General features: G+C 59.9%; 11 protein-coding genes and 2 pseudogenes. 9 read left to right on the forward strand and 4 right to left on the reverse strand.

Translation table 11 applies throughout. The features are described from left to right. Positions 1-21: 21 nt before the first annotated feature. Positions 22-324 carry a hypothetical protein gene (locus tag EJ997_RS08285; protein WP_007321360.1) on the forward strand — a complete coding sequence of 101 codons (303 nt, stop codon included), beginning with the start codon at positions 22-24 and terminating at the stop codon, positions 322-324. Positions 325-472: 148 nt separating this feature from the next. On the opposite strand, the gene EJ997_RS08290 is transcribed toward EJ997_RS08285, so the two are convergent. After that, a complete protein-coding gene (locus tag EJ997_RS08290; RefSeq protein ID WP_206501617.1) occupies positions 473-727 on the reverse strand; it encodes an LLM class flavin-dependent oxidoreductase in 255 nt (84 codons plus the stop codon). A 499-nt stretch (positions 728-1,226) separates the two neighbouring features. Between EJ997_RS08290 and EJ997_RS13980 the strand changes: the two are divergent. The 4 genes and pseudogenes from EJ997_RS13980 to EJ997_RS08305 form a co-directional block, all read left to right on the forward strand. After that, positions 1,227-1,796 (forward strand): annotated as a pseudogene (locus EJ997_RS13980) (methylenetetrahydrofolate reductase); the annotation flags it as partial. A 5-nt stretch (positions 1,797-1,801) separates the two neighbouring features. Continuing rightward, the gene (locus EJ997_RS13985; protein ID WP_323052607.1) at positions 1,802-2,173 is read left to right on the forward strand and encodes a methylenetetrahydrofolate reductase; all 372 of its coding nucleotides are present in this window, start codon (positions 1,802-1,804) and stop codon (positions 2,171-2,173) included. Between the two features lie 287 nt (positions 2,174-2,460). Next, a complete protein-coding gene (metE, locus tag EJ997_RS08300; RefSeq protein ID WP_126704131.1) occupies positions 2,461-4,785 on the forward strand; it encodes a 5-methyltetrahydropteroyltriglutamate--homocysteine S-methyltransferase in 2,325 nt (774 codons plus the stop codon). Between the two features lie 341 nt (positions 4,786-5,126). Next, complete coding sequence (locus tag EJ997_RS08305; RefSeq protein WP_126704132.1) at positions 5,127-5,705, forward strand: hypothetical protein; 579 nt, start codon at positions 5,127-5,129, stop codon at positions 5,703-5,705. A gap of 222 nt (positions 5,706-5,927) precedes the next feature. Here EJ997_RS08305 and clpB read toward each other — a convergent pair whose 3' ends face one another. Continuing rightward, positions 5,928-8,537 carry an ATP-dependent chaperone ClpB gene (gene clpB / locus EJ997_RS08310; RefSeq protein ID WP_126704133.1) on the reverse strand — a complete coding sequence of 870 codons (2,610 nt, stop codon included), beginning with the start codon at positions 8,535-8,537 and terminating at the stop codon, positions 5,928-5,930. Between the two features lie 496 nt (positions 8,538-9,033). Here clpB and EJ997_RS08315 point away from each other — a divergent pair, with 496 nt between their 5' ends. Further along, a complete protein-coding gene (locus tag EJ997_RS08315) occupies positions 9,034-9,549 on the forward strand; it encodes a hypothetical protein (RefSeq protein ID WP_126704134.1) in 516 nt (171 codons plus the stop codon). Between the two features lie 130 nt (positions 9,550-9,679). Continuing rightward, entirely contained in the window at positions 9,680-10,327 is a 648-nt protein-coding gene (locus EJ997_RS08320) for a hypothetical protein (RefSeq protein WP_126704135.1), read from the forward strand. A gap of 77 nt (positions 10,328-10,404) precedes the next feature. Here the strand turns inward: EJ997_RS08320 and EJ997_RS13180 are convergent, their stop codons facing one another. Both EJ997_RS13180 and EJ997_RS13525 read right to left on the reverse strand, forming a co-directional pair. After that, positions 10,405-10,584 (reverse strand): hypothetical protein, encoded by a 180-nt coding sequence (locus EJ997_RS13180; protein ID WP_206501618.1) that lies wholly within the window; start codon positions 10,582-10,584, stop codon positions 10,405-10,407. Further along, positions 10,581-11,818: pseudogene (locus EJ997_RS13525) on the reverse strand (amidase). Before EJ997_RS13525 ends, EJ997_RS13180 begins: the two are co-directional and overlap by 4 nt. Positions 11,819-12,008: 190 nt before the next feature. Between EJ997_RS13525 and moaA the strand changes: the two are divergent. Then, positions 12,009-13,097: a GTP 3',8-cyclase MoaA gene (moaA, locus tag EJ997_RS08330; RefSeq protein ID WP_126704136.1), complete on the forward strand. Its 1,089-nt coding sequence runs from the start codon at positions 12,009-12,011 to the stop codon at positions 13,095-13,097. Beyond that, entirely contained in the window at positions 13,098-13,343 is a 246-nt protein-coding gene (locus tag EJ997_RS08335) for a MoaD/ThiS family protein (protein WP_126704137.1), read from the forward strand. It begins immediately after the preceding gene. The last annotated feature ends 359 nt before the right edge of the window (positions 13,344-13,702 follow it).

Here is a 13,702-nt window from a genome sequence, read left to right on the forward strand (position 1 = left end):
AGAGCCTGAGAGGAGTGGATCATGGAGATCACGTTGCAGTACTTCGACGGGTGCCCGAACTGGGAGGTGCTCGACCGGCGGCTCACCGAGGCCCTCGACGGCCGATCGGACGTCCGCGTCGTGCATCAGCGAGTCGAGACTGCCGAGGACGCCGCCCGCCTCGGGTTCCACGGGTCCCCGACCGTCCTCATTGACGGTTCCGACCCCTTCGCCGACGAGCACACGCCGGTGGGGCTCGCCTGTCGAGTGTTCCGCACTCCTGCCGGGCTGGCTGGTTCGCCCACCGTCGATCAGCTGCGCGAAGTACTTGATGCGCCTCTATGAGGGTGGAGCACCGCCGGGATGCGCGATCATCGCACCGACGCTCAGCGCAGGAAGAGCCGCCTTCATCGAAAACCAGCCAGGATTGCCGTCAGCGTTGTGCTGTAGAGCGCGCCGACGCTGACAACGGGTGCTGCAACCCGGGCATGCGCTAGCGCATGTCGATAACGCCGGTACCGATCTCGATCGTCTCGGTCTTCGCACCGATCGCGGCGAGTAGCGGGAAGGGAGATCCGAGTTGCTGGGCGAAGTGGTGAACTCGGAAGTAGGCACCGTCGGCACCGACCTCTTCCGCTGCCTGAGCAAGTTCAATGCTTTGCAGGAGCGAGTCCCCGCCCGACCTTGCCGAGGAGCTGGGATGGTCGTTCCAGTGGCCGAACGACAGGAAACCTATTTTCTTTGTCATACCAGCTGTCAACGCAGAACGTGGCCCGACAATTCCGGGACACCATTCACACCCCAGCCGATTCGAGACGCAGACCACTTTCCCAAAAGGTGGACCGACTATCCGGGATTCGAATTCCGGGTCATGATGGTTCCCATGTTGACACGCATGAAGATGACAACCCGCCTCGCCGGGGATCTTCGCGCGCGAATGTGCAGGTAAGCATTTAAAACGCGTGCGGAGAGGCTACGGGCCCACGCCGCGCACAGCTTGACCGGCATAGAAGCACACCCACCCACCAATTCCGCGGGACACCCATATCCCCAGGAATTGCCTCCCGGGAATCACCTCACTGGAATCTCCTTCCACCAAAGCGAACAACCTAGCTGGAATCTCCTTCCAGTAAGCAAGTCCCTAGATTCCCTTACCCGGGTTCCTCTTCATCCTTGTGCCGGTCTGAACACAAGGTATTCACAATGTCGTCACCCCTTTGCCAAGGCCCCTTATCTCGTTTGAGCTCATGCCTCCCCGCCACCCGGATCGAGCACCGAAGTTCTGGGGCACGGTTGATCGCCTCATGAAGTTCCGTCCCGACTTCGTATCCGTCACGTACGGCGCGGGAGGTAAGGACGCCGACACCTCCCACGAGGTCATCACCAAGCTCGTTCAGCACACCCCGGTCCAGCCCATCGCCCACTTCACGTGCGTTGGTAGCTCCCGGGAGACCATCAACGAAGAGCTCTCCAACTACCTCAAGACCGGCGTCCGCACCTTCCTGGCGCTACGCGGAGACCCACCCGTCGGCATCCCCAACTGGCATCCAGAACCCGACAGTCTTCAGTCCGCCGTCGAGCTGGTGACAACATTGCGCGAGATCGAGGACGAGACCTGCAAGGCCTCCCCCGCTGCCGCTCTCCGTAGCGCCTTCAAGCCACTCACGATTGCGGTTGCTACGTTCGCGAACGGCAATCCGGCAGCAGGCACAAGCGTTGATGACGAGGTGAACCGCCTCCTGGTGAAGCAGGCGGCGGGAGCTAACTTCGCAATCACCCAGCTGTTCTGGGACCCGGAGGTCTATGCAAGCTTCGTCGAGAAGTGCCGCCGCGCCGGAGTGAGGATCCCGATCGTTCCGGGCATACTTCCCCGGTCGAATCCCGCAGGCTCCACCGCACGGCCGAACTCACCGGAATCACCGCCCCGCAGCACCTCATTAACCGTCTTGAGGAGGCTGAGGATCTCGACAGGGCAGAGGCCGAGAGGAACGGTGGCAAGCCGAACGAGTTCGGCCACGCGTACGCCGCTGGTATCAACTTCGGAGCGGGCCTCGCCACAAGCGTTCTAAACGCTGGAGCACCCGGCCTTCACCTGTACACCTTCAACCGTGCCGAACCTTCCCTGGACCTCCTCAAGAAGATCGGGATCACCGGACTTGACGGCACTGATGACGAGAAGAAGGAAGCCGCCTAGGCGCGTCCCTTGATGGCTTGCCCACCGACCGCCGTTGCCTCACCAGCACTTCAACCAGCACCGATTCCTTCACCATCCAACCATCGTCGAATCTCCAACTTTCGACACTGACCGCCTCGCCTCCCAAACTGCGTCCGCCGCCCACCGCAACCAACCCCCTTTACCGCCAAACACCTAGCCCGAACGTTTTACCCCCGAACCCTTTCCACCTACCCCAATTCCCGCTGGCACGACTGTCAGCACCACATGCAGAAACCATTCTGAAAACAACACACAAGGAAGTAATCATGTCTCTTTCATCCACGATCCTCGGTTATCCCCGCGTTGGCCGTAAGCGAGAGCTCAAGAAGGCCGTCGAGGCGTACTGGGCTGGTCGCAGTGACGCCGCAGGCCTCAAAGAGGCCGAGGCCGAACTCCGCAAAGCCAACCTGGCACGCCTTGTCGAGCTAGGTCTTGACCGGGACGGTTCCGCACTGCCGGAGAACTCATCGCTCTACGACCAGGTTCTCGACATCACCTTCCTACTTGGCGCAGTGCCGGAGCGTTTCCGCGGACTTGGTGGCCTTGACCAGTACTTTGCTCTCGCTCGCGGCAACGCGGAAGTGTTCCCGCTGGAGATGACGAAGTGGTTCGACACGAACTACCACTATCTCGTTCCCGAAATTGGTCCCGATACTCCGATCTCGCTCAAAAACACCGATCTCGTGGACCGCTTTACCGAAGCTAAGTCCTGGGGTTACCTAACCCGCCCCGTGATCGTCGGCCCCGTCACCTACCTGGCACTGTCAAAGGGCGAGACCGAAGGATATGACCCGCTCGACCGCCTCGAGGATGTCGTTGCCGTTTACGAGCAGCTCCTCACAGCCTTTAAGGCCGCCGGTGCAGAGTGGGTTGAGATTGATGAGACCGCCGTTGTCTCCGACAACCTGTCTGCCTCCCGCGACGGGATTATCGCCAAGGTTGAGCAGGTCTGGACACACCTTCTGTCGAGTTCCAACCGCCCGCACGTTCTTCTCGCCGCACCTTACGGAGATTCTACGAAGGCCTTCCCGGCACTCTTTCGCACGGGCGCCGAAGCAATTGCTATTGATCTGGATCGCGGCACTCTCCCAAGCGCCGACGACCTAGCAGGCATCAACAACCTCTCCTCCCGCACGCTCGTTGCTGGCGTCGTAGATGGCCGAAACATCTGGGCAACAGACCTGAATAAAGCAAAGGATCTCCTTGAGCAGGCAAAAGACCTCGGCTTCACCGTCAAGGTTGGTACATCCACGTCACTTCAGCACGTCCCCCACGACACCGATCTTGAGAACTGGGCCGATCCCGAACTCAATGAAAACCTGCACGACTGGCTGGCGTTTGCCGACCAGAAGATCGAAGAGGTAGTTATTCTCGACCGCGGTCTCACCGAGGGCTGGGACGCCATCGCTGACGAGCTTTCGAAGAACGCCGATATTCTCACCCGCAGGGCAGCCACCGCCGGCGTTGCCGTGGACGCTGTGCGCGAGCGCGTTGCCGCTCTGACAGAGGCCGATCGCACGCGCGGTGACTACGCCGAGCGCGAGGCTGCCCAGGAGGCACGCCTGAACCTTCCGCCGCTTCCCACGACGACCATTGGTTCTTTCCCGCAAACAACGGAGATTCGTACCTCGCGAGCAGCTCATGCTCGGGGCGAGATTGACGATGCTACGTACGAGGATCGCATGAAGGAGGAGATCGAGCGTGTTATTCGCCTCCAGGAAGAGCTTGATATCGATGTTCTCGTTCACGGCGAGGCCGAACGGAACGATATGGTTCAGTACTTCGCTGAACTGCTTGATGGTTTCGCGGTGACGAAGCACGGCTGGGTTCAGTCCTACGGTTCCAGGTGCACGCGTCCGTCGATCCTGTGGGGCGACGTGGCAAAGTCGGGAGACATCTCCGTGCCCTGGTGGTCATTCGCCCAGTCGGTGACCAACCGCCCGGTCAAGGGCATGCTGACCGGCCCGGTCACGATTATCGCGTGGTCGTTTGTTCGCAAAGACATTTCCCTGGGGCAGGTTGCCGACCAGATCGCTCTTGCACTCCGCGACGAGGTTGCAGACCTTGAGAAGGCTGGCGCCGCCATCATCCAGGTTGATGAACCGGCCCTACGTGAGCTTCTTCCCCTGGAGCAGTCGAAGCACGCCGATTATCTCGAGTGGTCTGTCGGTTCTTTCCGCGCCGCCACCGCAGGTGTCGATAAGGCAACCCAGATCCACACCCACCTCTGCTACTCGGACTTCGGCCAGATCATCGACGCAATCGCAGGCCTGGATGCTGACGTGACATCTATCGAGGCAGCAAGGTCAGCCATGGAGGTACTCCCCGACCTGAACGATCACGGCTTCTCGCACGGCGTCGGCCCGGGTGTTTGGGACATCCACTCCCCGCGCGTTCCCTCCACCGAGGAAATCGCCGGCCTACTCCGACTCGCGGTGGACTCGGTTGACCCAAGGATCCTCTGGGTCAACCCCGACTGCGGTCTAAAGACCCGCGGCTACGACGAAACCGTCGCATCTCTGAAGAACCTCGTTACTGCAGCCAAGCAGGTCCGCGAGGAACTGTCGGCCGACCAGCGGCTTCTCGCCTAGGAGGCGACGCTTCCCACCGAACCGAAAACCACCCAGCGAGTCACGGTAAGTGAAGATCGCTGAACCGATTCAGTCACAGGGCTCCCCGGCACCGCACAGGTAGCCGGGGAGCCTTACTGCATGGACGTAAAGCTCCGACTTTTACTACGTCAACCTTCACCACTCCACCCGTCACGACAGCGGCAATCAGAACCGTCTCACTGCGCTTTTATTGGTAGGCAGGTCAACCCATTTCTTTACTTCTATTCGGATTAGCCGCCTGTCTTTCTTCGGTTGACCGACCCACCAAATTGTCAACTTTCGGCTGACACGCTCTGTCAACCAATCGTTGACTGTTTGTCATGGACAGGATCAGTAGGGCGCAGCAGGCGATCGAAGACGCTCACAAGGAGCTCCAGGACGCAGTGCTCGAGGCCCGTGCAGAAGGAACCACCTGGGCCGAGATTGGCAACAGTCTTGGAATGTCCCGCCAGGCCGCGTTTAAGAGGTTCGGTAAACCGACCGATCCAACAACAGGAGAAGCTATGACACAGCGATCAATAGAGAACCTGACCGCTTTGACCGAAAAGTACGTCACCCTCATATCCCAGGGCAACAAAGATGGTGTGGCAGCGATGATGCATCCGCGCACCCGGAAGGAGCTTCCCTGGTCGACAATCATCGACGAGTGGAAGCAGGTTCTGACGGAAAACGGTGAGCTTGAGGGCTTTGAGGACACCTTCATTACAACCCCTAAGGGAATGAAGCCCGATTCCGGAATGATCCGGAAGGCTGTTGGCAAGATCTTGGGAATCGCCATTGGCGTCACCACGGTCAAGCTCGAGGCCGGAGAGATTTCCGCCCGCGTCGCTTTTGACAATGACGACGCCGTCGTCGGCGTTCTCTTTGTCCCCACCGATCAGACCGACGTCCCGTTCTAATTCAAGGACCGGGCGAGTTCACGAGGATCACGTACCACCGCGGCGAATTCATGGCTCCGCCGCGAGAGGCCGCAACAGCTCGAACAACCCCCGCACGCCTGGATGAAGTCAGGCCCCGCAGATCTCGAAAGGTGATCTGCGGGGCCTTAACCTTACCGTCGTTCCACTTACCGCGATTTACCCAGTTCTTACCGAGCAACCCAACGGCTCGTGGACAGAGCCTTACTCGTGTTCCACGACCGTGAGCTTCATGCCCTGGCCAGCATTCTCCGGGGCATCGACCTCAATCGTGTCACCTTCGGCAACCGCACCTGCCAGGATCTGCTTGGCGAGCTGGTCTCCAATTTCACGCTGGATGAGGCGGCGGAGCGGGCGTGCACCATAGGCCGGGTCGTACCCTTCGAGCACGAGATAGTCGCGACCACTCGGGGTGACATTGAGGGTGATCCTCCGGCTCTCGAGCCTCTGTGCAAGCTGCGCCACCTGGAGTTCGACGATGTGGGCGATGTCTTCCATGCTGAGCGGCTGGAAGTGCACGATGTCGTCGAGACGGTTGAGGAACTCCGGCTTGAAGGCGGACTGAACCGTCTTCTCAACAGCCTCCCGCTTCTCCTCGTCGCTCAGCGTCGGATCCACCAGGAACTGCGAACCGAGGTTCGAGGTGAGGATCAGGATAACGTTCCGGAAGTCCACGGTGCGGCCCTGACCGTCGGTCAGCCTGCCATCGTCAAGCACCTGGAGGAGGATGTCGAAGACCTCGGGATGTGCCTTCTCGACCTCGTCGAGGAGGACAACCGCGTAGGGCCTGCGGCGGACGGACTCGGTGAGCTGACCGCCCTCCTCGTACCCGACGTATCCGGGAGGGGCACCAACGAGCCTGGACACGGAATGCTTCTCCGAGTATTCAGACATGTCGATACGAACAATTGCTCTCTCGTCATCGAACAGGAAGTCGGCAAGCGACTTCGCAAGCTCTGTCTTACCGACGCCCGTCGGACCAAGGAAGAGGAACGAGCCTGTCGGCCTGTTCGGGTCGGAGATTCCGGCGCGGGAGCGGCGAACAGCATCGGAGACCGATGCGACAGCATCCTTCTGACCAACAAGCCTCTGACCGATCTCTTCCTCCATGTGGAGCAACTTCTCGGTTTCGGTCGCCATGAGGCGCCCGACTGGAATGCCGGTCCAGGAGGCAACGACCTGAGCCACCTCGTCCGCATCCACGTGCTCCGCGATCATTGGCTCGACGCCCTCGTTCACGGATTCAGCCGCCTCACCTTCGGCGATCTGCCTTTCCACATCGGGAATGTCGCCGTTCTGAAGGCGACCAGCATCCTCATACCGGCCTTCGCGGATCGCCCGCTCAAGCTCCGTGCGCAGCTCATCGAGCTTCACCCTGAGGTCACCCACGAGGTTCCGACCAGCCTTTTCTCGCTGCCAGCGAGCATTCAGAGCATCGAGCTCTTCGATGCGGTCAGCAAGCTCGGCGCGGATCCTCTCGAGCCGCTCAGTACCGGCCTCGTCCTCCTGCTCGGAGTCGGTGTCAATGAGGTACGACTCTTCCATCTTCAGCCTATTGACCTGACGCTGGAGGGTATCGATCTCTTCCGGGGACGAATCCAGTTCCATGCGGAGCCGGGAAGCGGCCTCGTCAATAAGGTCAATGGCCTTATCCGGGAGCCGACGCCCGGGGATGTACCGGTGGGATAGCTCAGCAGCGGCCACGAGCGCGCCGTCGGAGATTGTCACCTTGTGGTGGGCCTCGTATTTGGGTGCGATGCCACGTAGGATTGCCACCGTATCGTCTACGGAAGGCTCCCCCACGAACACCTGCTGGAACCTGCGTTCCAGGGCGGCATCCTTCTCGATATTCTCGCGGTACTCGTCCAGGGTGGTGGCACCAACGAGCCTGAGCTCGCCGCGGGCCAGCATGGGCTTCAGCATATTGCCAGCATCCATGGCACCCTCGGAGCCCCCTCCAGCGCCGACAACGGTGTGGAGCTCGTCGATAAAGGTGACGATCTCACCGTCGGAGTCCCTAATCTCCTGGAGGACAGCCTTGAGGCGCTCCTCGAATTCACCGCGATACTTGGCACCGGCCACCATGGCCGACAGGTCGAGCGAAATGAGTCGCTTGTCGCGCAGCGACTCGGGAACATCGCCGTCAACGATGCGCTGGGCGAGACCCTCAACGACGGCCGTCTTACCGACGCCGGGCTCACCGATCAGCACCGGGTTGTTCTTGGTCCGGCGGGACAGCACCTGGATGACACGACGGATCTCGGAGTCGCGCCCGATCACAGGGTCCAGCTTGCCGTCGCGAGCAACCTGGGTGAGGTCAAGTCCATACTTCTCGAGAGCCTCAAAGGTACCCTCGGGATCCGGGGAATCAACCTTCCGGTTGCCACGCACCTGACCAAGAACTGCCTGTATCTGGTCGCGAGTAACACCGGCGGCCTTCAGCACATCGCCGGCGCTCGACCGGGAGGCCGCAATAGCCATGAGTAGGTGCTCGGTCGAAATGTAGGCATCACCCAGTGCCGTCGCTTCCTTCCCGGCGTCCGACAGCACGAGGCTGAACGGACGAGAGGTAGCGGGCTGGGACACGGAGGCGCCCTGCGCCCCCGGTAGCGCGGTCATGGTTGCATTCGTGCGCGACTCCAGCGCCGTCTTATCAACCCCGATGGCGTCGATGATTCCGACGGCAATACCGTCCTTCTGCTCGAGAAGAGCAGAGAGCAGGTGGATTGGCTCGAGTTGCGGATTGCCCGCCCTCATTGCCTTTTCAACAGCAGAAGATATCGCCTCCTGCGACTTGGTTGTCAGCTTGTCCATAGAACTCCTTCAAAAGTTTCTTCGATCTACATAATAGAACGCAATTAAACTTGAGTCTATTCCACTCAAGTTATTTCAGTTTCTAGAATCTTCTGGCGAAGACCTTTCCGCCACACATCAACAAAAGGCGGCAGTAAATTCTGAAAACACTCCCAGCCAATTCCCGGACATCACACCTTCGGTTCACAAGTAGCAGGAAAGCAACATTCACGGAGCCAGCGGCTGGCTACCACTGCGGGAGAGCCAAGCGGGCGACAACGCAAGAAGAGTTTGCATCCGCTTCCAGCAAGTACGGGTCACGCCCCTCTCCCGGCAAGTAGGTGTCAAAGCTCCCTCCAGCCAGTAGGATCCAAGGTTCTCGGAAGCAAATAAATGAACCTCCCTATTTACCTTCTATTTACGCTAATGAGCGCCTATTGGGTCGGCCATAAGCGCAATTGCGTCAATGATTATCTCTGGAGGTGATCTATTCTTTGGGTCGGTCTATGCTGAAGATATGAAGGGAGCCCGGTTTGGATTGGCTCTCGTAGCGCTTGTGCCGTTCATCATTTTGGGAATCGGGGGAGGTTTCGTCCTCGCGGGCCACTTCTCGAACGCCTCAATGGTTTCGCCAATTGACATGCTGTTCATGGCGATTATCCCTGCCGCAATCAGACTGGTCCTGCTCGGCATCCCCACCATGTCCTTTACGACGCGTAGCCCGGACGAGATCGCGAAGATTCGTGCCACGGGGCGTACCGGTTGCGCTGAGATCACGGGCATCGATTCAACCCACACGGAGATCAATGGCGTTGGTCTCTACAAGGTCCACGTTGTTGTTGCTCTGAAGGACCGGACACCGTACCGCACCACGATCAAGCATCCGATTGAATCTCACGAGTACGACAAGTACCGGGTCGGTTCAGTCCATGCCGTTGTTCAGTTCTACGAGGGCCATCCGCAGGTTGCATTCGATCACGATTCCTTCTCCCATGCCAGTAAGCGCCGTAGCCACTGCGCGCGAATGGGATGACACAGACTCATTCAGTAGCTTCTCCGGCAGTAGCTTCTCGAGCGGGCCCAAGTCAAGCACCTATAAGAAGGAAAAGAAGGGTCCGCGAGATCCTTTCCTACCTCGGCATGCTGGTTCTCGCGATCGTCACGTGGGTATCGCTGCTGGTGTCACCTACTACGTGATCGACCAGCATGATGGTGGGCCGTCGTTCTCTCTCAGCGCCGAACGAGCCGAGGAAGCCGTCCAAGCTGTCGTTGACGAATGCGGTAGCGACGTCCACGAGATTAGGGCTCTCGACTATCAGATGACGGTCGTTACTCGAGCGAAAGACAACCCGGACCACTGGGATGAGGTTGTTGTTCAGCACCGATACCACAAGCTCACGAACGATGGGGCCGCGTCGATCCAGCCGGAAGAGAATGAATACTTTGACGCCACCCAGGTCGACTGGGATGTCATCATGCCCGGCATGGTCGACGAGGCCATGAGTCACCTACCCGAAGGCGATCTCGGCGACCTCTCAACTCACGTGACCGTCACCGCCATAGACGAGCACACGCTTGAACGCAACTACTGGCGGGAAGACTTCCCGATGCCGCGCGATCTCGAAAAGTATGACGCGGAGTCCTTCGAGTTCTTCCACGACATCACTCCCGACGAGGGACGCCCTGTCATGGAGAAGATGATCGCAGCGGCACCCCTTGCCACGGTCCGCATCTACCTCGGCCACGACTACGGCCACGTCTCCCTCACAGGAAACACTGACGGCGAGATCCTGGACATCGCAACCGGCTAAACCACCGCGCAGTCTCACTTATTGTTTAGCCACCACGCAGGCACAATCCTCAGCTAGCAACCCCGCAATTACACCCCCTATGCGGTCGGCGCCGTGATTGTCGGCCAGGGATCCACCTGCTCGACCTGCGCCGCGAGCGCCAGTAGCAGGCCGTCCGCTCCGGGGCGTACCGCGGACAGCATCGCACCGAAGGGCAGGGTCACGCCATCAACCTCGGCCCGGTGGATAGGAAGGGTGATCGAAGCATTCCCTGTCATGTTCCATACACTCCCCACGGTGTGAAGCGCTTCTGCGCTTCGAAGTCATCTGCCCCGTGCGGTAGCACGATGTCTTCCGGGAAGACCGGCGGCGAGGCCAGGGTCGGGGTGAGGATCAGGTCGAATTGGGACCATCCGTTGGCGGCCTTGCGGGTGAGGGTCTGCACCGCGTTCACTGCGGCACTGTAGTCGGCGGCCGACAGCTTCATTCCCTCTTCCCGTAGCCACCTCGTGAGCTCGGTAACCTTGGGAAGGTCGTCTTCAGCGAGCGGGATCCCAGCGGCGGAACCGGTCCACAGCGGCATAAAGGCCAGCCAGTCATCGGCGGTGAAGGGCCTGCCCGCTTCTTCTACGACGTGCCCCATTCCTTCCAGCACCGCTGCCATCCGCTTCGCGGCGGCTTCCGCTTCGGGGTGCAGGTCGAGGCTTTCAACATTCAATGGTTCGAGAAGAAGTCCGATGCGGAGCGGGCCGGGGGCGCGCTTGCTGGCCTCGAGGTAGCTTCCTGCAGAATCAAGAAGCGGGTCTCGCGGCGCGTGGTAGGACTCGCCCGGCCACGGCTTTGCCAGCACATCGAGGAATGCGGCGGAGTCGGCAACCGTTCTTGTAATAACTCCATCTGTTGTGAGACCACCTCCGCTCACTCCAACGGGTCCTGGAGAGACGACACCGCGGGAGGGCTTGAGGCCAACGGTGCCGCAGCATGCGGAGGGGATGCGGATGGAGCCACCACCGTCGGAGGCGTGGGCGACAGGGACCATGCCGGTGGCAACGGCGGCCGCTGCCCCTCCGGAGGATCCTCCCGCGGTCCTGCGAACATCCCACGGCGTGCGTGCGGACGGCCCCGTTTCGGGTTCGGTGTACGCAGGGAAGCCAAACTCGGGGCACTGGTCTTGCCGACCATGAGGGTGCCAGCTTCCTTCAAGAGGGTGACGACACCGCCGTCTTCCTCGGCAACGTTGCCAAGAAGTAGTCGCGAACCGGAGTCCTGTGGCTGACCCTGAACTGGCGTGAGCGCCTTGATGGGAACGGGAACACCGTCAAAAGGCAGGGTCTCTCCCCTGGCCACTCTCCTATCGGTTTCTTCAGCCTGCTGCCCTGCCAGCTCCGGGGTGACATGCGCAAAGGCACCAACCTGAGGGAACTGCTCGATCCGGGAATAGACCGAGTCGAGCACCTCGACTGCCGATACTTCTTTGTTCCGGACCGCTTCGGCGAGCTCCAGCCCGCTCATTTCAAAAATCTCCACGATTTCCTCCTTCCACCATCCTACGAAGATGCTGGGCGGATCACAGTGAACGAGACGTCAATGTGAGACTGAAGTCCCGTACGTAGCGACCTAAACCGGGTAGTCGTGGCCCGCCAGACACCTATTTAGTCCGGCGAACATGGATAAAATAGACATCCTCGAATATCGTGGAGGAATGACAGGAAGTATTTCTCTGGGTATTCCATCCGTTCGTTCGCAGGAACCGGACGTCTCGGGGCGCCCGAATACTCCGCTCCTCACAGACCGGTTCGGGCGCATTGGCCGCGACCTCCGAGTCTCGCTCACCGACAAATGTAATTTGCGCTGCCAGTACTGCATGCCGGAGGAAGGAATCGATCCGCTCCCCAATGATCGACTCCTGAATGACGACGAGATTGTCAGGTTGATCAGTATCGCTCTCGACAAGCTCGGCATTGAAGAGATTCGTTTCACCGGCGGTGAGCCACTCCTGCGCAAGGGCCTTGAATCAATCGTTGGTCAGGTCTCCCACATGACAAACCATCTGGGCGTTAAGCCGGAGATGTCGCTGACAACCAACGCGCTTGGCTTGGCAAAGCGTGCAGGCAAGCTCAAGGAAGCAGGCCTCGACCGCGTCAACATTTCCATCGACTCAATCGACCGCGAGGTGTACGCGAAGCTGACCCGCAGGGACCGCCTCAAGGACGCCGTTGAAGGCGCGAAGGTTGCCCAGGAAGTCGGCCTCACCCCGGTCAAGGTCAACGCGGTTCTCATGCCGGGAGTTAACGACGATCAGGCCTCCCCGCTTCTGGCCTTCTGCCTCGACAACGGCTACGAGTTGCGCTTCATCGAGTACATGCCGCTCGGCCCGAGGGGCTCCTGGAAGCGGGGAGACATGATCACCGCCGAGGACATCCTCGACATGCTGGAGAAGGACTTTACTCTCACCCCGCTTGGCGACACGGTTCGCGGAACCTCCCCGGCAGAACTGTGGGGAGTTGCCGAAGGCGAGCACCCCGCGGGACGAGTCGGCATCATTGCTTCCGTCACGCGCCCGTTCTGCGGCACGTGCGACCGCACGCGCCTCACCGCGGACGGCAAGATCCGCAACTGCCTATTTGGCCAATCGGAGATCGACCTGATGGGGATGATGAGGGACGGGGCAAGCGACGACGAAATTGCGGACCGTTGGCGCGGCGCAATGTGGATTAAGAAGGCCGGTCACGGCATCGACGACGAGGGCTTCCTGCAACCGGATCGCCCCATGAGTGCAATAGGTGGATAAATGGTAGAAGTACGGTACTTCGCTTCCGTTGCTGAAGCAGCGGGCATTCCCTCCGAGACCCTCCCGTACGAGGATGGGATGACAGCGGGCCAGCTCCGCACCCAGCTGAAGGAGTCCAGGCCCGGAGAGTTCTCTCGCCTCATGGGGATCTCCGCTCTGCTGGTCAACGGCGTGAGCGCAGACGACATCACGGTCCTGCCCACCGGCGCCCGGATTGATGTCCTTCCCCCGTTCGCGGGCGGGTGACTAGAACCCCCAGGACCACAGCACGATTGTTCAGAACCACGTCACGATCAGCGCTGGTCGGGCACAGATAGCTCCGGCCTTGATCATCGCAACCGGCTGGGGTGCCGTAGCTCCTGGATCCCCACCGGATACAGCACATCCTGCACTATGCATAAATAGGCCGGTCGGGGCATCACAGACGAATTAACCAATTAAGATACCTATCGAGTTCGCAATACCGACTCGATAGGTTTTCTTCTTTTCCACCTCTTTTGGAATTTCTCCAACAAGCACCTTCTCCCGGAATAGTACGGATTACTCAAATTTCGCGAATCGGGCACCAATGAATTTCGATTAAATTCGGCAACGACCGAAACAAA

It is taken from the genome of Flaviflexus ciconiae (assembly GCF_003971195.1).
Taxonomy (GTDB): Bacteria; Actinomycetota; Actinomycetes; order Actinomycetales; family Actinomycetaceae; genus Flaviflexus; species Flaviflexus ciconiae.

What these genes read in the sequence shown, in the direction of transcription:
- EJ997_RS08285 (WP_007321360.1), top strand. Translation starts at nt 22, where the DNA reads ATGGAGATCACGTTGCAGTACTTCGACGGGTGCCCGAACTGGGAGGTG.
- EJ997_RS08290 (WP_206501617.1), bottom strand. Translation starts at nt 727, where the DNA reads ATGACAAAGAAAATAGGTTTCCTGTCGTTCGGCCACTGGAACGACCAT.
- metE (WP_126704131.1), top strand. Translation starts at nt 2,461, where the DNA reads ATGTCTCTTTCATCCACGATCCTCGGTTATCCCCGCGTTGGCCGTAAG.
- EJ997_RS08305 (WP_126704132.1), top strand. Translation starts at nt 5,127, where the DNA reads ATGGACAGGATCAGTAGGGCGCAGCAGGCGATCGAAGACGCTCACAAG.
- clpB (WP_126704133.1), bottom strand. Translation starts at nt 8,537, where the DNA reads ATGGACAAGCTGACAACCAAGTCGCAGGAGGCGATATCTTCTGCTGTT.
- EJ997_RS08315 (WP_126704134.1), top strand. Translation starts at nt 9,034, where the DNA reads ATGAAGGGAGCCCGGTTTGGATTGGCTCTCGTAGCGCTTGTGCCGTTC.
- EJ997_RS13180 (WP_206501618.1), bottom strand. Translation starts at nt 10,584, where the DNA reads ATGACAGGGAATGCTTCGATCACCCTTCCTATCCACCGGGCCGAGGTT.
- moaA (WP_126704136.1), top strand. Translation starts at nt 12,009, where the DNA reads ATGACAGGAAGTATTTCTCTGGGTATTCCATCCGTTCGTTCGCAGGAA.
- EJ997_RS08335 (WP_126704137.1), top strand. Translation starts at nt 13,098, where the DNA reads ATGGTAGAAGTACGGTACTTCGCTTCCGTTGCTGAAGCAGCGGGCATT.